The organism is Aeromonas sp. FDAARGOS 1404, assembly GCF_019047085.1.
In the GTDB taxonomy this organism is placed as follows: domain Bacteria; phylum Pseudomonadota; class Gammaproteobacteria; order Enterobacterales; family Aeromonadaceae; genus Aeromonas; species Aeromonas veronii.
Genome location: NZ_CP077237.1, coordinates 149,518 through 174,700, shown reverse-complemented (window position 1 = coordinate 174,700; position 25,183 = coordinate 149,518). Strand labels below are relative to the sequence as shown.

Here is a 25,183-nt window from a genome sequence, read left to right as displayed (position 1 = left end):
ATGACTTGATGGTCGCCATGTCTGCGTTAGATCCGGTATTTGATACCTCATTTCATAGTCGCCTGCTGCATCCCAAATGGTGGGGCAGCTGGTGCGCGCTGGGCCTGCTCTCCCTGCTGGCATTTACCCCCGCGAGACTGAGGGATCGCTTTGCCGATCTGGTCTCACCGACCCTGCTGCGTTTTTCGAAAAAGCAGGCCTATATCGCAGATACCAACCTCAAGATCTGCTTTCCCGAGCTGGATGCCGCTGCACGGCAGGCGCTGCTACTCAAATCGATCCGGGTCGGGCTCAAGACCTTTATGGGCTTTGGCGAGCTCAGCTGGCGCAGCAAGGCGCGGCTGACCCGCCGCATCAAGGTCACCGGCTGGGAGCATGTGCAAGCGGAGCAGGCTGCGGGCCGCCCGGTGATCCTGGTGGTGCCTCATACCTGGGCGGTCGACATGATTGGCCGCTACTTCTCCATGATGGGGATCGAGATGTGCACCATGATGAAGAGCCCGAAAGATCAGGTGTTCGACTGGTACATCAACCGCGAGCGGGCCAAAGGGGGCAAGGTGTACGAGCGCAGCGCCGGGATCAAGCCGGCGATCAAGTCGATCCGGGCTGGTGCCAGTTTTTTCTACCTGCCGGATCAGGATCACGGCCGCGAGGCGAGCGTGTTTGTTCCCTTCTTTGGTCGCCCCAAGGCAACCCTGCCCGCGCTGCCCAAGCTGGTGAAGCTGACTGGCGCCAGGGCCGTGCCCATCTTCGCCAGCTATGACGAGGATGAGGGACGCTATCTGCTGGAGATCGAGCCGCCGTTTGACCCTTATCCCACCGCCGATCTGCTGGCAGACGTCAATGCCATGAACCGGGTGGTAGAGATGCAGGTGGCGCGCCATCCCGAGCAGTACATGTGGTTTCTCAAGATCTTCGAAACCCTGGAGCATCAGGAGGGGGATGACGGCCTTTATGAAGCGGGGATCCAGCGCATTCGTCAGGGCTTGCCGCCCGAACCTTGAAAATTGGCCCGCTTGCGGGCCATTTTTGTGGGCACAGAAGCCTTTCGTATTTGGTCTGCTGCTGGTGGTTTTTAAGGCGAACGGGTGGACAAAAACAGCGCAAACAGGGGATAACAGGGTGTCTTATGAAAGGGAGAGGCAGGTGAGCGTGCGCGGAGCTATCTTCGAGAGCGGAAATAGGGTAAAAGGGCGGCCATGAAAATTCCAAATCGAATCCAACCTCTGGTTGATGACGGCCTGGTCGATGAGGTCGTCAGCCGGTTGATGAGCGGCAAAGAGGCCGACGTCTATGTGGTGCGCTGCGGCGGCGAGATCCGCTGCGCCAAAGTCTATAAAGAGGCGTCCAAGCGCAGCTTCAAGCAGGCCGTGGTCTATCAGGAGGGGCGCAAGGTGCGTAACAGCCGCAGCGCCCGCGCCATGGAGAAGGGCTCCAAGTACGGCCGCAAACAGCATGAAGAGGTGTGGCAGAACACCGAGGTCGACGCCCTGTTCAAGCTGGCGGCGGCCGGTGTGCGGGTGCCGCAGCCCTATGTCTGCCTCGATGGCGTCCTCTTGATGGAACTTATCACCGATGAGGATGGCAATGTCGCGCCGCGCCTCAACGATGTGGCGTTGAGCCCCGAGCAGGCGGTCATCGACCATGCCAAGGTGATCCGTTACGTGGTGCGGATGCTCTGCGCCGGTCTTATTCACGGCGATCTTTCCGAGTTCAACGTGCTGGTGGATGAACAGGGCCCCGTCATTATCGACCTGCCCCAGGTGGTGGACGCCGCCGCCAACAACCAGGCCAAGGCGATGCTGGAGCGGGACGTCAACAATATGCGCAACTACTACGGCATGTATGCCCCCGAGCTGCTCAAGACCCGTTATGCCCAGGAGATGTGGGCGCTGTTTGAAGATGGCAAACTCACCCCCGATAGCGAGCTGACCGGTCACTTTGAAGAGAGCCGCGCCGCCATCGATCTCGATTCGGTGCTGCAGGAGATCGAGAGCGCCGAGGAGGAGGCCTATGCCCGTCAGGCCCGGATGAAGGCGGAGCAGGAAGACAGCTACTAACGGTCTTGCCACGTTCGCAAAAAGAGCGCCTTCGGGGCGCTCTTTTTATTACTGCTGCGGCTATGGTCGGCTGGGGCAGGGGGCTAGTTGATACATCTCCAGCCAGTTGCGATCCCCCGGATGGAAGCGCCGTCCCAGCCACACGCCACCGGCTGCTGTAATGACCTTGCGGGAGGCCAGATTGTCTTGGTCACAGCAGATCAGCACCGGCGCTGCCAGCACCTGTTGTTGTACCCAGCGCAGCAGCACGGTCGCGGCCCCTTCGCCACGGCGAGAGGGGCGAGTTTCGTAACCGATATGACCCAGCCACTGGCGGGTTGCCTCATTGTCACCGTGACGCAGGCGCAGGGTGGCGATGATCTCCTCGCCATCGAGGGCAAAATAGGTGGTGGTCGGCAGGTATCCACTGGGCAAGTTGCGCCCTTTGGCGTGATCCAGCAGGCTCTGTAGCCAGCCGTCCGGGTCAAATTGCGCCACCTGATAGAGCGGCTGTCCGTCTTCGGCGCATTCGGTAACATAGCGCCGGTAAGCCGGAGCATCTGCCAGCCTGGCCGGTCGGCATTGCAGAGCGAGCACTGCGCTCATGACAGGAGCGCGCAGGGCGGCAGCGGTTGCGGCTCGTTGTGGTGGAGCTCCTGCACGCAGGCCCGTTGCCTCCCAGCCTGTTTGGCGGCGTAAAGGGCCTGATCCGCGCGCAGGTAGGCCGCTTCAAACCCCTCGTCAGGGTGCAGCGAGGTGAGGCCGATGCTGAGGCTGATGGGGCCACCGGCCAGCTCCCGGGTCGCTTCGGCGATCTGCTGTTGCAGGCTGTGACAGTAGTCGGGCAGGTTCTGCGGGTCCGCCATCAACAGCAGGGCCAGCTCATCGCCGCCAAGCCGGCCGGCCATGCCCTCAGAAGGCAGGGTATTGGTGATCACCCGACCCACGGCCCGCAGCATGGCATCACCGGCGGGGTGGCCGTGGCGGTCGTTGATCTGTTTGAAGTTATCCAGATCGATCAGCAGTAGCTGGCTGGGGCTCCTCACCTTGCGGGCACGCAGGGCCACCTGGCGCTCGAAATAGTGGCGGCTGAACAGGCCGGTCAGCTCGTCCTGATTGGCGCGCCGCTCCAGCTTGCGCTGGGTGGCCAGCAAGGCTTGCTGCTGGCGAGTGTGGACCAGGCTCAGCAGCAGATAACTGCGGGCGATGGTAAAGAGCAGGCTGAGCAGGATCACAGGCCCGAGCAGCGGATCGGTGAAGGAGTTGGCCGCCTGCTCCGGCTGCCAGATGTGTTTGGCGATCCGCAGTAGTTGCAACAGCAGTTGCAGTCCGAGCAGCAGAATGGCAAAGCGCAGCACCCGATAGACAGGGGCCAGCCGCTGGTAGCGCCAGAGCTGCCAGATAAGCAGCGCAATCTGCAGCGAGAGCACGCCGGAGAGCACGATGATCCGGCTGTGCACATCAAAGAGGGGTTGCTGCAGGGCGGTCAGGGCAAACAGGACGAAACCACCGAGAGTAACGGTGGGCAGCAGCCAACCCAGTTGGTCGGCTTCACGGCGAAAGAAGTGGCGCATCCCCCGTTCATAGAGCAGGGTGGCCGACATCAACAGCAGATTGGTGCAGAGAATATTGGCAAGAGATGCATTTCCCTCAAGGGGGCGCAGCAGCAGGCAGCAAAAAGCCCCCGCGATAACCAGTTCCCCCGCTGACCAGTAGATCAATGCCCTGATCTGGCGATGGGTGTGCCACATGGCGGCGAAAATGGTGGCGACCCCCACATGTGACAGCGTGACGAACAGCACCAGACTCAACAACTGGGCTGAGGAAAACAGACTTGGCATCAAGGGGCTCTCTGGGAAGTCACCTGTGAACGAACAGGCGATGGGGTATCGCCCGCTGGCAGTGGCCGATCACAACATGAATCCAACCTATTATCAATTGGTTAAATGGCTGAATATGCTTACCTCCGATTTCTTGCACGATGGCAACTGCTGACTCGATTTATCAGAGCTCAAGGGGGTATTTTATTGTCTTGTCAGTCAATTGTGCTGTGTGAACGGTGGTTGTGTTGGCGGCAGGGTGAACCCAACCGCCAGACGTTGTGCTAATCGCAGGTTGTAGCAGGCAAGCGCATGACGGTGGCCTCCCGGCCCAGATGGGTCAGCAGACGGCGCACGTCGTCGAGGCGGATGATCAGGGTAGCGGTGTTGACCAGCGGATGGCACTGCATCTGTTCGGCTTGCCAGATGGCCTCGTCCACCACCAGCTCTACCGCTTTTTCCCTGTCGCGCACCATGGCGAGCAGGGTCACCGAGCCCGGGGTAAGGCCGAGCACCGCATCGAGCCGCTCGGGGGAGCCAAAGCTCAGCCGCTTGACGCCGAGCATGGCTGCCAGCGCCTTGAGATCGACCCGGCGATCCTCCGGACTCACCACCAGAAACAGCCGTTCGCTTTTCGGATCGCGCAAAAAGAGGTTCTTGGTCTTGGCGGCGGGCAGGTCGGGCAGCAGCCTGCTCGCTTCCTCACAGGTAAACACCGGGGGATGGTCAAAGCGCTGGTAGGGGATAGCCAGCTGATCCAGCAGGGAATAGATTGCCACAAAGACTCCTTTCGTCGGCGAAGAGTGGTCAGAACGGGATGGGCGGGAATAACGACCGGATCGAGCTTACCAGTTTGACTCCCGCCTCGCAGCCAGCGTGACGATTGCGAGCAGGTACTGTATGAACGTACAATAGTCCCATTCTCGGACAGCCCCTTTACGCTTCATGACTGCAACCCAGCCCACCGTACCCGCCACTCCGCCCCTCGACGGTTTTATTCTGACCCGCCACGGTCGGGACGTGCGCGGTCGCAACGGGCAGCCTGCAACTACCGAAATCGTGATGTGGCTCTGGAGCGCGCAGGGGCCGGTGCGGGTGGTGGTGCCGGGGCAGGAGCCGGTGTTCTTCCTGCCGCAGAGCCATATGGCAGAAGCCGCCGAGCTGTTCAAAGGCGCCGGGGTGAGCGGGCGGTTTCGCCGCCTGCCAATGCACACCTTCGACGGTCGCCCTGTGGTGGGCTGCTATTTCGCCACCCTGAGCGCCTTTCACCGCGCCATCGAGCTGTTGCTTATTCGCGGACTGGAGCACTTCGAGGCGGATATCCGGCTGCCGGAGCGGTTTCTGATGGAGCGTTTCATCACCGCTGGCGTGCGCTTCGATGGCCGGGCGGTAAAAAAGGGGGGCAAGCAGGGCTACTGGGAGGTGAACGAGGCGCGCTGCGCGCCGCAGGCGGTGACGCCAACCCTCTCCTGGGTGTCGCTGGACGTGGAGTGCGCCATGGACGGGGCCCTCTTCTCGGTCGGTCTTTACAGCGAACAGGATGCGCGGGTCATCATGATCGGCACCCCGGAAGCGGATGCCGAGAGCTGGGGCACTCGAGTGGAGTGGGTGGCGGACGAGAGCGCCCTGCTGAGTGCGCTGGAGAGCTGGTTCAGCCTGCATGACCCCGACCTGGTCATCGGTTGGAACGTGGTTAACTTTGACTTTCGCCTGCTGCTGCGCCGCGCCGAGCTCAACAAGCGGCGGCTGCGGCTGGGGCGCGGCCATGAGCTCTGCTTCTGGCGCTCATCGCGCAACGACCCCCAGACTGGCAACGTCATCATTCCCGGGCGCATGGTGCTGGATGGCATCGATACGCTGAAGAGCGCCACCTGGCAGTTTGCCAGCTACAGCCTGGATGCGGTGGCGAGCGAGCTGCTTGGCCGCGGTAAGGATATCGAGGATGTGGCCAATCGGGGGGAGAAGATCACCGAGCTGTTCCACTCCGACAAGGAGGCGCTGGCCCGCTACAACCTGGAAGATTGCAAGCTGGTGTGGGAGATCTTCGACTATTGCCACCTCATCCCCTTTGCCATCGAGCGTGCCTCACTCACCGGCCTTGAGCTGGACCGGGTGGGGGGCTCGGTGGCGGCGTTTACCAACCTCTATCTGCCGCGGCTCCATCGTGGCGGCTACGTGGCCCCCAATCTGCCGGCCGACGGGGGGCTCGCAAGCCCCGGCGGCTATGTGATGGACTCCAAACCCGGCCTCTATCGCCACGTGCTGGTGCTCGATTTCAAGAGCCTCTATCCCAGCATCATCCGCACCTTCTGCATCGATCCCATGGGGCTCATCGAGGGGCTGCAGCATCCCGAGCACGCGATTCCCGGCTTTCGCGGCGCCATGTTCTCCCGCGAGCGGCACTTCCTGCCGGATCTCATCGCCACCCTGTGGGCGGCGCGGGATCGGGCCAAGGCCGCCAGCAACAAGGCGCTCTCCCAGGCCATCAAGATCATCATGAACTCCTTCTACGGCGTGCTGGGGTCGGGGGGCTGCCGTTTCTATGATCCGCGCCTAGCCTCATCTATCACCCTACGTGGCCACAGCATCATGCAGCAGACCCGCGAGTGGATTGAGGCGAAGGGATTCGAGGTGATCTATGGCGATACTGACTCCACCTTTGTCCATCTGGGGCGCGAGACCAGCCCGGATGAGGCGGACGAGATTGGCCAGCGACTGGCTCAAATGATCAACGATAACTGGGCTGCACTGATCAGGCGCGAGTTCGACCTGCCGAGTTATCTCGAGATCCAGTACGAGACCCACTATCGCCGCTTTCTGATGCCCACCATCCGCGGCTTGGAGAAGGGGAGCAAGAAGCGCTATGCGGGGCTGGTTGGCAAGGCCAGTGAGGGGAGTGAACAGCTGGTGTTCAAGGGGCTCGAATCGGTGCGCACCGACTGGACCATGCTGGCCAAGCAGTTCCAGACCCGCCTCTATGAGCTGGTGTTTCACGATGAAGATCCCAGCGGTTATGTGCGCACCATGGTCGATGAGACCCGCGCCGGTCGTCACGACGATCTGCTTATCTACCGCAAACGGCTGCGCCAGAAGCTGGAGGAGTATCAGAAGAATGTGCCGCCCCATGTGCGGGCGGCGCGGCTGGCCGATGAGGAGAACCTGCGCCGCGGTCTGCCCCAGCGCTATCAGCATCGGGGCGCCATCGCCTATCTGATGACCCTCAATGGCCCAGAACCGCTGGAGTACCGGCGCAGCGCCATCGATTACGAACACTATATCGACAAGCAGTTGCGGCCCATTGCCGATGCCATCCTGCCCTTTATCGGCGAGTCGTTCGACCGGATCTGTGGTCAGCAGCTGGATCTTTTCTGATTGGTGCAAGTTGGCACTTTACTTCCCATAAATACTGGATAAAAATACAGTTACAAATCATGGAGAAGTTTCCTATGCGTCTTGAAATCATCATCGACAGAAAACATCAGATCCCGACCTCGACCATGGAGGCGCTGCGTCAGGAGCTGCTCAAGCAGCTTGGCGAAAAATTCCCCGACATCCATGTGCGGGTCGCGCCGGGCAGTGCCATGGCCCTGACCGTCAGCCGTGCCAGCAAGGAAGACAAAGAGCTGGCCGAAGCCATGGTGCAGGAGGTGTGGGAGAACGCCGAGAGCTGGATGCCGGAAGAGAACGTCGCCTCCTGATCCCCATGGTCAGTGGATAATTCTGGGCGGTGGATAAATGGGTAGCTGATAAACGGGCATGCCCGCTAACGATTCGCAGAGCCCCGGACAACAAAAAACGCAGCCAGGTGGCTGCGTTTTTGTTGGTGATGAGTTCGCGGTGGCTTGTCTGGCTCTGGGTTGAGCCTGGCCCGTTACAACCCCGCCCAGCTTTTCAGGCTCTGCTGCTGCACCCGGCGGTTGGCTTCGCGGATCTCCCCCCTAGCGCGCAGGTCGGCCAGCGCAATGGGCAGTGCGGCGCGGATCTCGTCACTGCTCATTCCGGCTTTGAGGGCCGGGTGATAGGCCATCTTGAGCAGCACATAGTCCAGCCCGGTCAAAAAGCTGTCGATGCTGTTGTCATTGAAGATGGAGGGAAACACCTTGTCCGAGTCGTTGGGCAGCCCCATCACCTGGGTGAACTCCTCCACCACGCAGTCGAGAAAGCGCCCCTTGGCTCTGCTGTAGTCTACCGGAATGATGATGGTGGCACGGCTGATCTCGTGTTTCGCATTGGTTGCGAAGTTGGCAAGGCAAAGCCCCTCCTTGAGCGCCATCTTGACCGATGGATCCCCCCCCATGGTGCGGTTGGCCCAGCTCTTCATCTTGCTGTAGTCGGTCATGATCAGGGTGAGGTTGGGCTTTGCGGCCACCATGCTGATGGAGTGGCCGGTGATGCGGGCCAGATGGGCTGCCTGTACCTTCACCACGTCGGCCTGCAGCGGCTTGTCACCCGATTCGTTGATAAGTTGCAGCCGGATCGGCTGCTGCCAGCGGGCAAAATGGGTCTGCCTGGCTTCGTCATACTCCCGCTCCATGGCGATGGTCATAAAGCTCTCGGTGAGATAGCTGTCGCTCTGCCAGCGCTCATCGGCACGGGCACTGTGGCCAGCGAGCAGAAGCAGCAGCGCCAGCAGCCCACGTGACGCGCGGCGGGGATGGGCAGCGCGGCCCAAGCTGGCCATTACCAAAGTGGCAATAAAGCGCGTGGCACCAAAGGGGGTTGCGGCAAATGACATGTTTCCTCCCTGAAACGGTTGTCTACCTAGCGGTTGGCCTTGTCGATATCACGCCAGGTGAGCCAGAGCCTGAGATCAAACTCCAGTTGATGATAGTCCGGCTCCATATGCTGGCAGAGCTGGTAGAAGCTCTTGTTGTGATCCTTCTCTTTGATATGGGCCAGCTCGTGCACCACGATCATTTTCAGAAACGGGGGGGGCGCCTCCTTGAACAGGGCGGCGATGCGGATCTCGTTCTTGGCCTTGAGCTTGCTGCCCTGCACCCGGCTGACGTAGGTGTGCAGACCGAGGGCATCCTTGATCACGTTGATCTTGCCATCGAACACCACCTTTGACAGGGGCGCCGAGCTCTTGAGGTAGCGGTTCTTCAGCTCCATGGTGTAGGCGAGCAACGCCTTGTCGCTCTGGATCTGGTGGCTCTCCGGATAGCTTTTGGCCAGCATCTCCCCCAGCTTGCCCGCCGCAATCAGCTGCTGTACCTGTGCCTTGAGGGGGTCTGGATAGCCGCCCAGATAAGTCAGTTCCGCCATGGTGTCACTCGTTACATCAAAAAGAGCGTCATTGTAGTTATCTCGGGCGGGCTTGCCTACTGCGGGCCGCTGCTGCAAGGGGCTTTGGCGCAAGAAAAAGGGCGGCCATTGCAACAATGGCCGCCCTGCGGGGCGTATTGACGATCAGCGTCGGCGATAGAGACCCGGATCCACCTCTTCGTAGTGGCTGGTCAGGTATTGATAGAAGGCGAGATGGGAAGGCGAGCTCGGTTTTTTCAGCTCTTCGCTCACCCGACCCGGCTTGGCGATGATGAACTTCGGGCTCTGGCGCTGGATATCGGCCAGCACCCGCTCGCGCACGTCATAGGGCGGATTGACGTTGGCAAAGAAGAGATAGGCGGACGCCGGCTGGCGATCGGTCCAGAGATAATATTGCGGCTGGATACCATCGACCCAGATCTTGTCGCTCGGGCTGGTCTCGGCCTTGATGCGATCGACCCGCACCTGCGCCGCCGGATTGAAGGGGCGCCCCTTGAGGGTCCCTTCCCAGGCGTTGTTGATCATCAGCAGCAGCATGGCCAGGGTGGCGAGCCAGGGAGTGGCGTTGCGCACATCCCAGGCGCGCCACAGGGGTACCAGAATGAGTACCGGCAGGGCCCACAGCAGACTGGTGCCGAGCACCTCGTTAACCCGCTCGAGGGACCACTCCTTGGTGCTCCAGCCGAAGACCAGCTGCTGGGCCAGCAGCCAGCTGGCGGTCAGCACCACCAGCGAGATGCAGAGTAGGCCGAGGGCATCGGCCTTCTGCTCGCTGCGATCCAGCAGTACCGCCAGCGGCAGCAGAGCTAGCTGCAGATAGAGCACATCGTAGTGATCGAACACATGGCCGGAGACCGAGTTGGCGATCAGGGTAAACAGCACCCCAAACAGGGTCGCCAGCAGGGCGGGCAGATACCACTCCTGACGACGGCTCAGCATCAGAATGATGAAGGCGGGCAGCAGCATGATGAGGCCGGTGCGCAGCAGGCCCACCGCACCCACCATGGGGGAGAAGCCGTTGCCGTAGCTCCCTTCGAAGAAGATGTCGAAGGCGTAGTATTTGAAGGCCGCCAGCATATCATGCTGCTGGAAGTAGGCGTAAAGCGGGCCGCCAATCAGCGCCAGCCCCAGCAGACTGGAGATGAGCAGCAAGATGGCGTCACGCCACTTCTCGTGCAGACACCAGTGGCAGAACAGTACCAGATACCAGGCACCCCAGAAGGCGCCGTTGTTGGTGCGCATCCAGGCGACGACGGCAAAGGTGAGGGCGGCCACCAGCGCGGGCCACCAGCGAAATCCCTTGTCCAGCAGCAGGGTAATGAAGGCCCACTGGGCGATGAGGGCGAGGTGGAAGGTCCAGTCCTCGGTCATGTTGCCGTAGTAGTAACGGGTGCCGTAGAGGGCCAGCAGTGCCAGCATGGCGCCAAGGCGCGCCCTGACCGAGAGGCCAAGCTGGGAGAAAGCCTGCCAGCTTGCCATCAGCCCGAGCCAGCAGAGCACCCACTCCAGCGCCCAGATCCCGGCAAATCCACCCAGACCATACCCCAGCGCATCGAGGGCGAAGATCATCGGCCCTTTGATATCGATCATGTCGCGATAGAGCACCCCCCCTTCACTCCACATTTTGCCCATGACGGCAAAGAGCGAGGCGTCAAACCCCGGCGCCATGGCATGAACGAGCGGGTTGCGCAGGCAGAAGAGCAGCGCCAGCAACGCGGTCAGCAAGATGGCGGTGGGCTTGATGGCCGGATTGACGCGGGGGGGAGTGAAACGGATGGAGTGATTCATGAAGTCGCCTGTTCCTGCAGCTGGTCTTGAAAGCGGGCCTATCTTGCCGAGCTAGTGAGTGTGATGCAATGGGGCAGGCCCGTGTGGGGCAAATATTCTCGAAAAAGCCCGGTTCTTGCAGGGAACCGGGCGCTGGCTGCGGCAATTTTGGCCGTCAGGGGATGTGGCAAAGCCATCCCCCCTCTGCATCAATGGATGTACTCAATCAGGGGGGGCTGCGCTTCCAGTGTCGGCAGGTGGCGAGCCCAGCGGATAAAGGCGTCGGCCAGGGTGATGCCGAGCTCCTGATTGTGCTGGGTCAGGGTCCGCGCCAGTGCGGTGTAGCCCTCCTTGCCGGAGGCGGTATAGGCGCTCGACACTCCGCGATAGACCTGTTCGGCATTGACCGCTTGCCACTGGCCGGGGGCGGCTTCCCACTCCAGTCGGGTGATGCGCTGACCCTTGGGCCGATCGGCCTGATAGGTGAAGCGCACCCCCGCGGTGTAGGGGAAGCTGCCGTTGCCATTACCGACCACGCCGTTGTTGGTGGCGTTGTCGATGGCATTTTCCATTGCTTCCGCCAGCTCGTGACCGTGTACCCGATAGAGGGTGAGCGGAATGGCAAAGGGCAGCAGGCGACCGGCAATGTCCGCTTCGCTCAAGGGGCCCGGCTCCAGCGAGCAGCGCACCCCACCGGCGTTGTGCAGGGCAAAGTCCACTTCACCCACCTGTTCACGGGCGGCAGTCAGCATGGCGCGGGCCACCAGCGGAGCGAGTTGGCTGCCGTGGGGCAGGGTAGCATCCGGCAGCCGCTGATGGGGCAGTGGCGCCTCCAGTCGGGTGACGATGCGCTGACTCATGGTTTCAATTTCCGGCCGATAGCGTTTGGCCAGATGTTGTTCAAGCTGTGGGTCCGGCTCGCAGAAGGTAAGCCCAGCGGGCGGCGTGGCGGCGAACGGCCAGGGCTGCCAGGGGAGCCACTCCAGCTGGCCCTGACTCTGCACGACGCGGCCCGCCTCATCGAAGGTGAGCTCGCATACGCCGAGACAGAGGGCACTGTGGCCGGCGTGCAGAATGGCCACCCCGTTGTTCATCAGGGGATAGCTGCCTTCGCTTGGCAGACCGAGGGGGGCGAGATCCCCCAGCAGGCTGTGGGTGTGGCCGCCGATGATGAGGCTGAGCTCGGGGAAACGCTCGGCCAGCAGCTTGTCCTGATCCAGCCCGAGGTGGCTCAGCAGCACGATATGCTGGATCCCTTCGCTCTTGATCTCCCGCAGCACCCGGGTGAGGGTGTCGGCTACCGCGTGGAAACGGGTGTGGGGATCCGGGTTGGCGATGGCGGCCATCTGGGCGAGGGTGATGCCGATCAGCGCAAAGGGAACCCCGTCGATCACCCGGCGATGCCAGGGTTGATGTGCGTCGTAGAGGTGGGGGATATCCCACAGCCCAAGCGGCGTGTCGGCTGGCTCCTGGCTGTTGTCCAGGTTGGCGGCCAGCACCGGAAAATCGAGCTGGCGCAAGAACTCCACCAGCGGGCCGTTGCCCAGATCGAACTCGTGGTTGCCGAGCACCATGGCATCGGGGGCCAGCATGGCGAGCAGGTCGGCGTTGGCGCGACCTTTGAAGCGGTTGAAATAGAGCGAGCCCTGAAAGGAGTCGCCACCGTGCAGAAACAGAAAACGCTGACCGGCTGCTGCGGCTTTGGCACGCAGTTGGGTCAGTCGGGTCAGGATCCGGGCATAACCGCCGCACTGGGTGCGCCACTGGCCTTCACCGACAGGGGAGAAGCTCATGGGCGCGCCATCGAAGTGGGAGTGGCAATCACTGAAATGGGCAAGTTGAACCGTAATACTCATCTCGGTCCTCCTTAGGGGGAAAATGAGCACCGAGTCTACTGCAAAGGGGGGGGAGGATACCAGCCCGGCAGGGTGCCGGGCTGGTCAGCGATCAGGCGGGAACCATGATCTGGGTGGCGACGATCACCACCAGCAGGCCGACGGCGACCGGCATACTGGTGCGCTTGACCACTTCGAACGGCGAGAGCTTGCCCATCCCGGCACAGGCGACCACCACCCCGGAGACCGGAGAAATGGTGCGACCCAGGTTGGAGGCTTGCAGCATGGGAATCACCAGATAGGCCGGGTTGATGCCAAGGCTGCTTGCCAGATTGGGGATCAGCTCTACGAAGGCGTAGAAGGGGGCATTGCCCGAGCCGGTGGTGAAGGCGGCCAGGGTGGTTATCACCACCAGTGACAGCATCATGATCAGGCCACCGGAGCCGAGATCCTGAGCGTGAGCCAGCAGGGTGTCGATAAAGCCGATGGTCATCAGACCCTGGGCGAAGACGCCGGCACCGACCAGCAGCATGACCACACCGGCAAAGGCGTCAGCCATGTTGCGCCAGCAGACCTGCAGACCGTCCAGCAGCTCCTTGCCATTGCGGATACGCACGAGTTCCAGCAGGCTGGCCAGCACCATGCACATGACGATGATGGTGACGATATCCAGCTGCGGACCCCATTTGCCGTCAAACACCAGCACCCCGATGATGGGGGTAAAGGGCAGGATGGCGTAGAAGGCTGGCGCAGTCGTCACCAGATCACCCGGTGCGACCGGCTCGTTGTGTTCACCGGATGTTTGGTCAAGGTAGCGCTGCCAGAAGAAGTGGGTCACCGCCATGCAGGCGATCGCCACCAGCGAGATGGGCAGGGTCAGCTTGAAGGCAAAATCCAGCAGTGGCATGTTGGCGGCCTGAGCGGCCATCACCACGTCCCCTGAGGTCGGTGCCAGAATGATGGCGGCTGGCGAGGCGCACACGGCCGCAGCCGCGCCACGGGAGATCCCCATGTTGACCATCAGCGGGAACAGGGTGGCCATCAGCAGCACGCCGAGGCCGGTAGCGGAGCTCACCGCCAGCGACATGGCGCAGGCCACCAGATAGGCAGCCACCAGCAGGATATAGGGGGACTTGATGATGCCGAGCGGTTTGCTGGCCAGCTTGACCAGAATGGTGTTGGCGCCGATATGGCTCATGTAGCCGGCGAAGCCGCACAGCACCATGATCAGCATCCCCAGTCCACCGCCACGGTCATTGAGCAGGAAGCGGACGTATTCGAAGATATCGGTAGCGATATAACCGGTGCTGACCACCTTGCTCGGCAGTACCGGCTTGCCCATCATGGCGGTGATGACCAGCAGCAGCAAGCCGCCGCTCAGCAGCACCCCGGTCGCGGAGTATCCTTTGAAAATGGCACGGCCCACCACCAGGGTGATCAGGGTGCCAACGATGAGTTCCAGCATATGTTGCCTTCTGATTGGATGAGAGTGGAGGGAGTCTATTCCGATAGGGGTAGAGTGGCGACTGGAAACAGGATGTTGTGTGAGCTAAATCAACGTTTAACCCCATGAACAGAATTAAAGAAAGGTAAAGGTACTTTACCCAGCGGGTTTGGCTACCTACCCTTGCCAGCCTCGGTTGTCTTTTGAGGCTTTTATATGGTGGTTGGTGATTTTTCAGGCATTAAACGCTCTCTTTTTCTGCTTGCAATGCTATTTTCACCTACTTGCGTGTTTGCGGTAACCAATGACGGTTTTCATCAAACCGGTCCTCATCAGGCGGTCGCCATGCGGCGTCTCATTGCTCCTCACTCTTACGGCGTATTGGTGGTTGCCGAGGGGAACAGACCCCGTTTTGCCGCGCTGGCATCCAAAACCACCGAAGCAAACTGCCTGGCCCGTCATGCCATCCGGGTAGATGGTGTCGCGCTGCTGGTCACCCCGAGATTCTATGCCAAAGAGGGAAAACGGGGACTTTGCGAGCTGTGGCTCAATGAGGGGGCAGATCAGGGCTTTTTTGCCAACCGTCTTAAAAATGATCATTTTATTCAGATAGATGGTCATGACATCAATGTGAAAAACTATCACCTCGACTGGCAGCGCATCAGCCGTCATGCTCAATAAAAATACAGTTTTGGCCTTGTGCCATACTCTGCTCACGCAACCTGTGAGCGTGCTCTGATTTCTGGGCGCATCATTGTATTGCGCCGCCTCGTCGTCACACATAGGCTATACCCGTCATCTGTGTGGCGGTGGGGTTCACCAAGGTTGGTACTCCGCCCGTGCAATCAAGGAAGGTAGTCTGGCATGGTCAGCAAGGTTTATGGAGTAGTGGGGGTCGGGTTGTTGCTGTTGCCCCTGATGAGTCAGGCTCAACCGAGCCGGCCGCAAGTGGTGCCAGAGTCCCGCATCAATGTCCGTTTTTATGAGGTCAATGCAACCGGTCCGGAGCAGCTTGCCCGGGCGATTGCCCAGAGTGCTCCCAAGGTGAATGGCAAGCCCGTACTCGGCAAGGCGAGTTATCAGGTGGACTGGCAGCTGGATACCGAGCAGTTGCCGGGGCGCTGCCAGCTCAACCGGGTGACGGTGACTACCAACGCCACCGTGTTGTTGCCCCGCTGGCGTCAGAGCGCGAACAGTAACGATCCTGCCCGCCAGCGCTGGGGGCGGCTGCTCTCCAGCATGTTTGACTACGAATCCCGCTTCAAGGAGATGGTGCTGCAAGGGGCCAATCAGGTGGGTGGCGCCATTGCGGGATTACCCGGTCATGCAGATTGCCAGGCGCTGCGCTATGCCGCGTGGGCAGCGGGCAGTGGCGAGCTGAACAAGATCAAGGGACGGCTCGACGGATTCCAGCGTCAGACAGGTTACGGCGAACAGCTCGGGGTGCACTGGCCCAAGTGAGCGCTATCTCAAGACGCAATATCCAGCATCGCACGATTTGATAAATAGAATGGCCGCCCGATGGGCGGCCATTCTATTTGTTTGCAGAGTCCGGTTTAGACCAGCGCTTTGCCCTTGAGCAGCTTGCGTACCCAATAACGGGTCGGGTGGAGCGCTTCCAGCAGATCGGCGGCCAGCGGCAAGGGATCGCCGCAGATCTCGCTGGCGAGCAGCTCACCACAGAGCGGCGCCGAGCAGAGGCCCCGCGAGCCGAGCGCCCCCAGCACATAGAGGCCGGGGTGAAGGGGGAGTGGCTGGGCGTTGTGCTGATCATGCTGCAGCTGCGCATAGTGATCCGCCAGACCTTGCAATCTGGCCACTGGCCCCACCACCGGCAGGTGATCCCGACTGGCACAACGCACCCCTACGCGCGCCTCGTTGCCGCTCACATCCACTTCGGCGGGCCAGGTTTGCTCCGGCAGGCAGGCTTGCAACCGCACCTGATTCTGGATTTGCTCCTCGGCTCGAAACTCAAGGCTGCTCTGGTTGCGGCCATAACTGGCGCCGATGCAGTGTTGATCGTTGTGCACTGGCGTTAGGTAGCCATCATAGCAGAGCACGGTCTTGAGCTGACGCAAGCTGGCCGTGGTTGGCACATGGCTCACCTGACCGCGCACCGGATAGAGGGGCAGCTCGGCAAAGGGGAGCAGTGCTGGCAACTGGTGTCCGGCGGCGACCACCAGATTGGGGGCCTGCCAGTGGCGGCCATCCTGGCTCTCTACTTGCCAGCCATCGGCCAGTTCAGTAATAGCGACCACCTCGGTGTTGAACACGACCTCCAGCAGGCCGCTGGCTTGCGCCTCTTTCAGGGCGGCTCGGGTGAGATCGGCCGGACAGAGCCAGCCCCCCTGTGGGTAACTGACGCCGCTGTGGCCACAGGGCAGGCCAACCACCTGCTCTACCTCTGCTGTAGAGAGGGGATGCATCAGCTCGGACGGGAAGGGGCCCTGGTTCATTTTCGCCAACTTGGCTGCCGATTTGTCGTCATAACCGAGCTGGGTCACTCCGCATAATTCGAAAGCGATAGGGTGGCGTTCGGCCAACGCCAGCAGCCGTTGGCGGGCATAGCCAAAGGCGAGCGAATAGAAGCGTGACAGGGCATCGTGCTCGCCGTTGAGCAGGGGATAGAGCGCCCCCTGACGATTGCCTGAGGCGCCGGTGGCCGGTTCGCCATCTGTACACAGCAATGTCACCTTGCGACCCCGCTCCACCAGAGAGAGCGCCGTCATGGCCGAGGCGATGCCGCCGCCGATGATCACTACCTCGCCAGTACGTCCGGCAGGACGGGCATACCAGGGGGCGATGGTCTGCTGCGGCTGCTTGTCGGTGTGATCCCCCACCAGCATCTCCCGCTTGCTACCGTGGCCCTTCATCTTCTTCATGGCAAAACCGGCGGCAATCAGGCCGCGACGGACAAAACCGGCACAGGTAAAGGTGGCAATGGAGCAATCGGGACGGGCGAGGCGAGCGAGACCACCAAACAGATCCTGTGTCCACATCTCCGGGTTCTTGGCTGGGGAGAAACCATCCAGATACCAGGCGTCCACCAGACCTTCTGCCCGGTGAGGCACCTGCGGCAGCATATCCTTGATGTCGCCAAACCAGAGATCGAGGCGAATGCGGCCACCCGCAAAATGCAGGCGGTGGCAACCGGAGACCGGCAGCGGCCACTGGGCGACAAGATCCTGACTCAAGTGGCCAAGTTCAGGCCAGGCGGCCAGCGCCTTGCGCAGATCGTCTTGGGTCAGGGGGTATTTCTCGAAACTGATGAAGTGCAGACGGGAGCCGTTGCCGGATTGAGGCGCCTGTTCCAGGAAGGCTTGCATTGTCGCCAGAAAGTTAAGACCTGTGCCGAAACCTGTTTCACCTATCACGAAACTGTCACTATCGTGGTGCGAAAATCGCTCAGGTAGCCGGTTTTGCTGCAAAAAGACGTAGCGGGTTTCACTTAGACCGTTATCATTGGAAAAGTACACATCCCCGAAGTCACTGGAGACAGGAGTTCCCGCTTCATTCCAGTCCAATCGGGCATGATGTAAGGATGTTTGACTCACGTTTTCCTCGGCTCGCGTCACAAAATCGCGGGCATTCTACGTGAAAGCAGACCAGTTTGGCAGCCGAAAGCGGGTAGACTTGGCGCCAGTTTTTCCAGACGAGATGAATTAATGAGAAGAGCAGTGATCACCGGTATCGGCGTCATCTCCAGTATCGGCAACAACAAGGAAGAAGTGCTGGCCTCCCTGAAAGCAGGTAAATCCGGCATCACCTATTCCGAGCAGTTCGAGCAGCACAACCTGCGCAGCCGTGTCTGGGGTAACATCAAACTCGATCCGTCTGAACTGATCGACCGTAAAGTCATGCGTTTCATGGGCGACGCTGCGGCCTACGCCTATCTCTCCATGCAGCAGGCCATTGAAGATGCCGGTCTGGCGGAAGATCAGGTCTCCAACGAGCGTACCGGCCTGGTGGTCGGTTCAGGTGGTGCCTCCGGCAAGAACACCTCGGAATCTGTGGACATCGCCCGCGAGAAAGGGGTCAAGCGTGTGGGCCCTTACATGGTGCCGCGCACTATGTCTTCCACCACCTCTGCTTGCCTCGCGACCCCGTTCCAGATCAAGGGGGTCAACTACTCCATCAGCTCCGCCTGCGCTACCTCTGCTCATTGCATCGGTCACGCGCTTGAGCTGATCCAGCTTGGCAAACAGGATGTGGTCTTCGCCGGTGGCGGTGAAGAGCTGGACTGGTCCTCTACCATCCAGTTTGACGCCATGGGCGCCCTCTCCACCAAGTACAACGACACACCGGAAAAAGCGTCCCGAACCTATGATGCGAACCGCGACGGTTTCGTTATCTCCGGTGGCGGCGGCATTCTGGTGATCGAAGAGCTGGAACATGCGCTGGCCCGTGGTGCTCACATCTATGCCGAACTTACCGGTTATGGTGCCACCTCCGATGGCTATGACATGGTCGCCCCGAGCGGTGAAGGCGCTGTGCGTTGCATGAAGATGGCGATGCAGGGTGTGGGCAAGGTTGATTACATCAACACCCACGGTACCTCCACCCCGGTGGGTGATACCAAAGAGCTGGAAGCTATCCAGACTCTGTTTGGCGCCAACGGTCCCAAGATCTCTGCCACCAAGGCGATGACCGGTCATGCGCTGGGCGCTGCGGGCGTGCACGAGGCTGTCTACTCCCTGCTGATGATGGAACATGGCTTTATCGCCCCCAGCATCAACATCGAGACTCTGGACGAGAAGGCCGAAGGTCTGCCCATCGTGCGTGAGTACGAAGCGGCCGAGCTCAATACCGTCATGTCCAACAGCTTCGGCTTTGGCGGTACCAACGCCTCCCTAGTGTTCAGCAAGTTCAAAGCTTGATCATCCGGTTGATATGAAAAAAGCGCCTCAGGGCGCTTTTTTTGTCTTCGGGATCTGCCATCACTCATTGCAGAGCAGAGCAGAGCAGAGCAGAGCAGAGCAGAGCAGAGCAGAGCAGAGCAGAGCAGAGCAGAGCAGAGCAGAGCAGAGCAGAGCAGAGCAGAGCAGAGCAGAGCAGAGCAGAGCAGAGCATCGGCCATTGTGGAATAGGAAGAGTGGGTTAGTGGCAGATTTCAGCGCAGATGGTGGGGGGAGGTGACGCCACACCAATGAGCCTGATCTACATCTCTCTCGCGGGGCAGATAGCAAGAAGGGAGCCTGATGCTCCCTTCTTTGTTAGCGGTAATGTGATGGCTGTTGGCTAGAACCAGAAGCCGATGATAAAGGAGCCCGCCAGGGTCAGCATCACGTTGGCCACCGCATAGGTACCGGCATATCCGAGCGCCGGAATGGAGCTGTTGGCTGCCTCGTTGACCACATCCATCGCCGGGGCACAAGTACGGGCACCTGTGATGGCACCGAGCAGCAGCGCCGGGTTCATCTTGAGCACCCAGACCCCGAACAGATAGCCTACCAGCACCGGCAAGGTGGTCACCAGCATGCCGGAGAAGAGCACTACCGTACCTACCTCGCTGAGGTGATCCAGAATGCCGCCACCGGCTTTCAGGCCCGTGCTCACCATAAAGACCGCCAGACCGAGATCCTTGGCCAATCTGAGCGCACCGGGCGGCACATAGCCGACCGTCGGGTGGTTGGCCCGCAGATACCCCATCAGAATACCAGCCAACAGCAGGCCGACGGCGTTGCCGAGACCGAATTCGATCTGACCGAACACCAGCGAAACGGAGCCGATCAGCAGACCGAGTACGAAGAAGGTGGTGAATGCCACCAGATCCGTGGTCTGGCTGTGGATGCTGATAAAGCCGATCTTGTTGGCCAGCAGTTTGACCCGCTGCTTCTCGCCGCTGATCTGCAGCACGTCGCCTTTTTGCAGCATGATGTTGCGATCGAACGGCATCTCGATCTGGGAGCGTACTACCCGGTTGAGGAAGCACCCTTTCTCGGTGAGGTTGAGCTCCACCAGATGGCGGCCTACCACGGAGTCATTCTTTACCACTATCTCTTCGGTGACGATCTGCAGGTCGAGCAGGTTGCGATCAAACACCTCTTTACCGTTGCGATAGTTGACGTCCAGCTTCTCGTGGCTCTCGGGATAGCCCACCAGGGCGATCTCGTCCCCTTCCTGAATAACGGCATCGCCATCGGGACTGGCCAGAATGCCGTTGCGGCGGATCCGCTCTACATAGCAGCCGGTATGGGGATAGATGCCGGTCTCCCGCAGGGTACGGCCACCGATCCAGGCTGCCAGTTCGGGGCCCACCCGATAGGCGCGGATGATGGGCAGATAGGTCTTGCGACTCTCGCTGTCGGAGAGACCCCGCTCACGGGCGATTTTTTGTGCCTCGGTATTGAGGTCGAGGCGAGCCAGTGAGGGGAGATAGCGCACCACCAGCATCAGACCCACCAGACCCACCAGATAAGTCAGGGCGTAGCCGATGCCCATATTGTCGAGCACCGCCTGCATATCGGTCTGATGGGGCAGGTTGAGCAGACCACTGCGCAAGGCATCCTGGGCACCCACCAGCGCCGGGGTCGAGGTGAGAGAACCCGCCAGGATCCCCGCCGCCATCCCAGGCCCCAGATTGAAGAACTTGGCGAGCCCCACCGTCAGCAACAGGGCGGTCAGCAAGATCACCAGGGTCAGGGTGATGTAGTGGATGCCGTCGCGCAGGAAGACGCTGAAGAAGTGAGGGCCCGCCTCGATCCCCACACAGAAGATGAACAGCATAAAGCCGACGTTTTCAGTGGTGGCCGCAAATTCGAAGCCCATCTGGCCGAACAGCAGGGCGGTAAACAACACGCCGATGGTGTTGCCAATCTGAAAGTTGCCAATTCGCACCTTGCCCAGCAGCAGGCCGAAGGCCAATACCACGAACAGCAGCAGGGAGTCGCTTTGATGTAGCAGTGTCACGAAATCTATGGTCATGCCCGGAAAAACCGAGGAAAAAAGTGGGGTCGATATTGTGCCGGATCTATCCCCAATAAAGAAGCGCAAGGGAGCGATTAATCGGACGTTATCGGACGCTATTTGTGGAACCGGCGGCGTGATAGGGAGACAAGCGGATGAAATCTGGCAATTTTTGCTGTAACCGTCGTTGTCAATTAGTGAAATCTGCTGCCCGCTACCGAAGTGCTCTGGCGCAGGACGATTTTTTAGATTCTGCTGTTCAGCCGCTTGGCGGGGATCAGTTTCAGCAGATTCAACCGATGGCCGCCATGGTTGGCTGAGGGGCAAGTCAGCTTGATATTTGCCCGTTCGCCCACGGGAAAAGGGTTGGCAAAAAGATGCCTCTGAAAAGTGCCAATAGAGCCTGTCACCCCGCTGTTCCTGAGGGGGCTAAAAAACAGCATAAAATCAGGTTGGCCAGCAAAATGACTCTTCGCCGGGGGCCATCAAGGGCAATCCCGCGTCCTGACAGGGCTTGCTGCACTTACCCACAGAATCTGTGGATAACCCTGTTTATGAAACTTGTTCATCGCCCTGAAAGCCGCGCCAGTACTGGGATGCAAGGGCTGTTCAAAAAATACCGGAAGAAAAATGTTTGTATAAAAATCAAATAGTTAGGTGCAACAGGAGAAAACTCTGTCGAGCAGGAACGGGTAACAAAAGGGAGCGTCAGCAGCAAGAAGGATCTTGTGCATTAAAATTGGCAGGAGAGGGCACTAAAGTGGATAACTTGCACCGAGATGGTGAGGAATTGGCTCCCCCGACTGGACTTGAACCAGTGACATACGGATTAACAGTCCGCCGTTCTACCGACTGAACTACGGGGGAACATCAGGCAAGGAGGAACATCATACAGAAGGTGTCCGAGGTGGTCAAGCCATTCGCGGGATGATGGCACTGGTGTACCGCTGCCAAACCCTCGGTTACACTGCTCCTTTGCTGTTTTGTGTCGGGAGTGTTCATGAGCAAATTGTTCAAGTTAGCCAGCCAGTTTCAACCCGCCGGGGATCAGCCCGCGGCGATTGCCCAACTGCTGGATGGCATCGAGTCGGGGCTGGCCCATCAGACCCTGCTAGGGGTGACCGGTTCGGGCAAGACCTTCACCATGGCCAACGTCATCGCCACCCTGAACCGCCCGACCATGATCCTGGCTCCCAACAAGACCCTGGCCGCCCAGCTCTATGGCGAGATGAAGGAGTTCTTTCCCGACAATGCGGTGGAGTATTTCGTCTCCTATTACGACTACTACCAGCCCGAAGCCTATGTGCCGACCACCGATACCTTCATCGAGAAGGATGCCTCCATCAACGATCACATCGAGCAGATGCGATTGTCGGCCACCAAGGCACTGCTGGAGCGGCGCGACGTGGTGATCGTCGCCTCGGTGTCGGCCATCTATGGTCTGGGTGATCCCCAGGCTTATCTGAGCATGATGCTGCACTTGAAAGTGGGGGATGTGATCAACCAGCGGGATATCCTGCGCCGGCTCGCCGAGCTGCAGTACACCCGCAACGACATGGCGTTCCAGCGCGGCACCTTCCGGGTGCGCGGTGAAGTCATCGATATTTACCCCGCCGAATCTGACAAGCTGGCGCTGCGGGTAGAGCTGTTTGATGAAGAGGTGGAGCGCCTCTCCCAGTTCGATCCCCTGACCGGCGCTATCGAGCAGACGGTGGTGCGCTACACCATCTACCCCAAGACCCACTACGCCACCCCGCGCGAGACCATTCTGGGGGCTATCGAGCATATCAAGGAGGAGCTGCGCAGCCGCCGCGAGCAGCTGTTGTCCCTCAACAAGCTGGTGGAAGAGCAGCGCATCAGCCAGCGTACCCAGTTCGACATGGAGATGATGCAGGAGCTGGGTTACTGCTCCGGCATCGAGAACTACAGCCGCTACCTTTCCGGTCGTGCGCCGGGGGAGCCGCCGCCCACCCTGTTTGACTACCTGCCGGGGGATGGCTTGCTCATCATCGATGAGTCCCACGTCACGGTGCCGCAGATCGGCGCCATGTTCAAAGGGGACCGCTCCCGCAAGGAGACCCTGGTGGAGTACGGCTTCCGGCTCCCCTCGGCGCTCGACAACCGGCCGCTCAAGTTCGACGAATTTGAAGCGCTGATGCCGCAGACTGTGTTTGTCTCGGCGACTCCCGGTCCCTACGAGCTGGAGAAGTCCGGCGGCGATGTGGTGCAGCAGGTGGTGCGCCCAACCGGCCTGCTCGATCCGGAGATCGAGGTACGTCCGGTGACTACTCAGGTGGACGATCTGCTCTCCGAGATCCGCAAGCGGGTCGCGGTGGAGGAGCGGGTGCTGGTCACAACCCTGACCAAGCGGATGGCGGAAGACTTGACCGAATATCTGGCGGAGCACGACGTCAAGGTGCGCTATCTCCACTCCGATATCGACACGGTCGAACGGGTGGAGATCATCCGCGATCTGCGCCTTGGCAAGTTCGATGTGCTGGTGGGCATCAACCTGCTGCGGGAAGGTCTCGACATGCCGGAGGTGTCGCTGGTGGCGATTCTGGATGCGGATAAAGAGGGCTTCCTGCGCTCGACCCGCTCGCTGATCCAGACCATCGGCCGGGCGGCGCGTAACCTCAACGGCAAGGTCATTCTCTACGGCGATACCATCACCAACTCGATGAAGGTAGCTATTGAGGAGACCGAGCGGCGCCGCGCCTTGCAGCATGCCCATAACCTCAAGCATGGGATCACCCCCAAAGGGCTCAACAAATCCATTGGCGATGTGATGGACATGGGGGGCAGCCGAACGGCAGGCAAACCAGGCAAGGGGATGCGCAAGGCAGCCGAGCCGCAAGGGGAATACCATGTCCGCTCTGCCAGCGAGATTGCCAAAGAGATCAAGCGGATGGAGGAACAGATGTTCCAGCATGCGCGGGATCTGGAGTTCGAGCAGGCGGCGGCACTGCGGGATCAGATCCAGCGGCTGCGTGGCGAGTTGATCGAATCATGAGCCGCAAACGCTGGCTTGTTTGGCAACGACTTCGTCGTCTCTATCAGGGCTTTCGCCATCCCGGTACTCCCTGGTGGGCGAGGGGCCTGGTGATCCTTATCCTGCTCTATGGCATCAGTCCGGTGGATCTTATCCCCGACGTGGTGCCCTTGCTGGGTTGGTTCGATGATGTGACCCTGCTGCTGGTGTTGCTATGGGGCTGGGAGCGTTGTTTGCCCCCCGCAGTGCGCAGCGAGCTGGAACAGGCCCCCTAGTTCACCTTTTCAACACGGCGCTCGGCATATCTCTTTGTACTCCCACCCTCGAAGGAAGCGGAAAAACGGTTTCATTTGAAGGTGGGCACTGCAGGATGAAAAAGAGGCAGGCCCGGTGATTGTCGCCCGGATGGCATTGGCGTAGACTCCACGCCGTTCACTTTATGGGTATGGAAAAAATGGATCTGATCCTCTTTGCAATCGACTTTATCCTGCACGTTGACGTGCATTTGAAAGAGCTGTTCGAGAACTATGGTGTCTGGGTTTACGCCATCCTGTTTCTGATCATCTTCTGTGAAACCGGGTTGGTAGTGACGCCGTTCCTGCCGGGTGACTCCCTGCTGTTTGCCGCCGGTGCGCTTACCGTGGGCTGCGTGCTGGACGTCCATACCCTGGCGGCCGTGCTGATCATAGCAGCCGTGCTGGGCAACGTGGTCAACTACACCATTGGTCACTTCTTCGGCGAGCAGCTGTTCCGCAATCCGGACTCCAAAATCTTCCGCCGGGATTATCTGGAGAAGACCCACGCCTTCTATGCCAAGCATGGCGGCAAGACCATCATCATCACCCGCTTCCTGCCCATCGTGCGTACCTTTGCGCCGTTCGTTGCAGGGATGGGGGCCATGACCTATCCGCGCTTCCTGGCGTTCAACCTGGTTGGCGGTCTGCTGTGGGTACTCTCCTTCGTCTATGCCGGCCACTTCTTTGGTAATCTGCCGGTGGTGCGTCACAACTTTACCCTGCTGATCTTCGGCATCATCGGTATCTCCCTGTTGCCCATGGTAATTGGCGCGGTCAAGGCCAAGATGAGCACTGCCAGGGCGTAACCAGAAATACGGT

Annotated in this window: 22 protein-coding genes and 1 tRNA gene; 11 read left to right on the top strand and 12 right to left on the bottom strand. The window is 60.2% G+C overall.

Features of this window, described 5'->3' with window-relative positions:
- The first annotated feature begins 8 nt into the window (after positions 1-8).
- The gene (locus tag I6L34_RS00820) at positions 9-1,004 is read left to right on the top strand and encodes a lipid A biosynthesis acyltransferase (RefSeq protein WP_005360998.1); all 996 of its coding nucleotides are present in this window, start codon (positions 9-11) and stop codon (positions 1,002-1,004) included.
- A 195-nt stretch (positions 1,005-1,199) separates the two neighbouring features.
- On the top strand, positions 1,200-2,060 hold the full coding sequence (locus tag I6L34_RS00815; protein WP_058056888.1) for a PA4780 family RIO1-like protein kinase: 861 nt from the start codon (positions 1,200-1,202) through the stop codon (positions 2,058-2,060).
- A gap of 60 nt (positions 2,061-2,120) precedes the next feature.
- Here the strand turns inward: I6L34_RS00815 and I6L34_RS00810 are convergent, their stop codons facing one another.
- From I6L34_RS00810 to I6L34_RS00800, 3 genes are all read right to left on the bottom strand, one after another.
- The gene (locus I6L34_RS00810; RefSeq protein WP_058056887.1) at positions 2,121-2,645 is read right to left on the bottom strand and encodes a GNAT family N-acetyltransferase; all 525 of its coding nucleotides are present in this window, start codon (positions 2,643-2,645) and stop codon (positions 2,121-2,123) included.
- Complete coding sequence (locus I6L34_RS00805) at positions 2,642-3,880, bottom strand: GGDEF domain-containing protein (RefSeq protein ID WP_216955363.1); 1,239 nt, start codon at positions 3,878-3,880, stop codon at positions 2,642-2,644. The genes I6L34_RS00810 and I6L34_RS00805 overlap by 4 nt, the downstream gene beginning before the upstream one ends.
- 263 nt (positions 3,881-4,143) lie before the next feature.
- Entirely contained in the window at positions 4,144-4,638 is a 495-nt protein-coding gene (locus I6L34_RS00800) for a prolyl-tRNA synthetase associated domain-containing protein (RefSeq protein WP_058056885.1), read from the bottom strand.
- Positions 4,639-4,804: 166 nt separating this feature from the next.
- Between I6L34_RS00800 and I6L34_RS00795 the strand changes: the two genes are divergently transcribed.
- On the top strand, positions 4,805-7,231 hold the full coding sequence (locus tag I6L34_RS00795) for a DNA polymerase II (RefSeq protein ID WP_058056884.1): 2,427 nt from the start codon (positions 4,805-4,807) through the stop codon (positions 7,229-7,231).
- Positions 7,232-7,305: 74 nt separating this feature from the next.
- Complete coding sequence (locus tag I6L34_RS00790) at positions 7,306-7,557, top strand: DinI family protein (protein WP_005333426.1); 252 nt, start codon at positions 7,306-7,308, stop codon at positions 7,555-7,557.
- 173 nt (positions 7,558-7,730) lie between these two features.
- On the opposite strand, the gene I6L34_RS00785 is transcribed toward I6L34_RS00790, so the two are convergent.
- The 5 genes from I6L34_RS00785 to dcuC all read right to left on the bottom strand — a co-directional run bounded on the left by I6L34_RS00785 (position 7,731) and on the right by dcuC (position 14,191).
- Positions 7,731-8,594, bottom strand: coding sequence for a DUF2927 domain-containing protein (locus I6L34_RS00785; RefSeq protein WP_216955362.1), 864 nt, complete (start codon positions 8,592-8,594; stop codon positions 7,731-7,733).
- Positions 8,595-8,620: 26 nt separating this feature from the next.
- A complete protein-coding gene (locus I6L34_RS00780) occupies positions 8,621-9,124 on the bottom strand; it encodes a M48 family metallopeptidase (RefSeq protein WP_216955361.1) in 504 nt (167 codons plus the stop codon).
- 144 nt (positions 9,125-9,268) lie between these two features.
- Entirely contained in the window at positions 9,269-10,912 is a 1,644-nt protein-coding gene (locus tag I6L34_RS00775; RefSeq protein ID WP_216955360.1) for a hypothetical protein, read from the bottom strand.
- 188 nt (positions 10,913-11,100) lie between these two features.
- The gene (locus tag I6L34_RS00770) at positions 11,101-12,747 is read right to left on the bottom strand and encodes a bifunctional UDP-sugar hydrolase/5'-nucleotidase (RefSeq protein ID WP_216955359.1); all 1,647 of its coding nucleotides are present in this window, start codon (positions 12,745-12,747) and stop codon (positions 11,101-11,103) included.
- 91 nt (positions 12,748-12,838) lie between these two features.
- Entirely contained in the window at positions 12,839-14,191 is a 1,353-nt protein-coding gene (gene dcuC / locus I6L34_RS00765) for an anaerobic C4-dicarboxylate transporter DcuC (protein ID WP_042055401.1), read from the bottom strand.
- A gap of 195 nt (positions 14,192-14,386) precedes the next feature.
- Here dcuC and I6L34_RS00760 point away from each other — a divergent pair, with 195 nt between their 5' ends.
- Positions 14,387-14,851, top strand: a complete 465-nt coding sequence (locus I6L34_RS00760; RefSeq protein WP_075115074.1) for a hypothetical protein — start codon at positions 14,387-14,389, stop codon at positions 14,849-14,851.
- 183 nt (positions 14,852-15,034) lie between these two features.
- Positions 15,035-15,631, top strand: coding sequence for a DUF922 domain-containing protein (locus I6L34_RS00755; protein WP_075115073.1), 597 nt, complete (start codon positions 15,035-15,037; stop codon positions 15,629-15,631).
- 95 nt (positions 15,632-15,726) lie between these two features.
- On the opposite strand, the gene mnmC is transcribed toward I6L34_RS00755, so the two are convergent.
- On the bottom strand, positions 15,727-17,745 hold the full coding sequence (gene mnmC / locus I6L34_RS00750) for a bifunctional tRNA (5-methylaminomethyl-2-thiouridine)(34)-methyltransferase MnmD/FAD-dependent 5-carboxymethylaminomethyl-2-thiouridine(34) oxidoreductase MnmC (RefSeq protein ID WP_216955358.1): 2,019 nt from the start codon (positions 17,743-17,745) through the stop codon (positions 15,727-15,729).
- A gap of 90 nt (positions 17,746-17,835) precedes the next feature.
- Here mnmC and fabB point away from each other — a divergent pair, with 90 nt between their 5' ends.
- On the top strand, positions 17,836-19,047 hold the full coding sequence (gene fabB, locus I6L34_RS00745; protein ID WP_005336905.1) for a beta-ketoacyl-ACP synthase I: 1,212 nt from the start codon (positions 17,836-17,838) through the stop codon (positions 19,045-19,047).
- Between the two features lie 64 nt (positions 19,048-19,111).
- Here fabB and I6L34_RS21940 read toward each other — a convergent pair whose 3' ends face one another.
- Positions 19,112-19,240, bottom strand: a complete 129-nt coding sequence (locus I6L34_RS21940) for a hypothetical protein (RefSeq protein ID WP_302054757.1) — start codon at positions 19,238-19,240, stop codon at positions 19,112-19,114.
- Between the two features lie 168 nt (positions 19,241-19,408).
- Positions 19,409-21,094, bottom strand: coding sequence for an aspartate:alanine antiporter (locus tag I6L34_RS00740; RefSeq protein ID WP_005336899.1), 1,686 nt, complete (start codon positions 21,092-21,094; stop codon positions 19,409-19,411).
- Between the two features lie 137 nt (positions 21,095-21,231).
- On the opposite strand from I6L34_RS00740, the gene I6L34_RS00735 reads away from it, so the two are divergent.
- Positions 21,232-21,396, top strand: a complete 165-nt coding sequence (locus I6L34_RS00735; RefSeq protein WP_155521816.1) for a hypothetical protein — start codon at positions 21,232-21,234, stop codon at positions 21,394-21,396.
- 471 nt (positions 21,397-21,867) lie between these two features.
- Here I6L34_RS00735 and I6L34_RS00730 read toward each other — a convergent pair.
- Positions 21,868-21,943: transfer RNA gene (locus I6L34_RS00730), tRNA-Asn, on the bottom strand.
- A gap of 133 nt (positions 21,944-22,076) precedes the next feature.
- Between I6L34_RS00730 and uvrB the strand changes: the two genes are divergently transcribed.
- The 3 genes from uvrB to I6L34_RS00715 all read left to right on the top strand — a co-directional run bounded on the left by uvrB (position 22,077) and on the right by I6L34_RS00715 (position 25,170).
- Entirely contained in the window at positions 22,077-24,089 is a 2,013-nt protein-coding gene (uvrB, locus tag I6L34_RS00725; protein ID WP_058058449.1) for an excinuclease ABC subunit UvrB, read from the top strand.
- Positions 24,086-24,343, top strand: coding sequence for a YkvA family protein (locus I6L34_RS00720; RefSeq protein ID WP_058058448.1), 258 nt, complete (start codon positions 24,086-24,088; stop codon positions 24,341-24,343). Before uvrB ends, I6L34_RS00720 begins: the two co-directional genes overlap by 4 nt.
- A 179-nt stretch (positions 24,344-24,522) precedes the next feature.
- Complete coding sequence (locus I6L34_RS00715; RefSeq protein WP_058058447.1) at positions 24,523-25,170, top strand: DedA family protein; 648 nt, start codon at positions 24,523-24,525, stop codon at positions 25,168-25,170.
- The last annotated feature ends 13 nt before the right edge of the window (positions 25,171-25,183 follow it).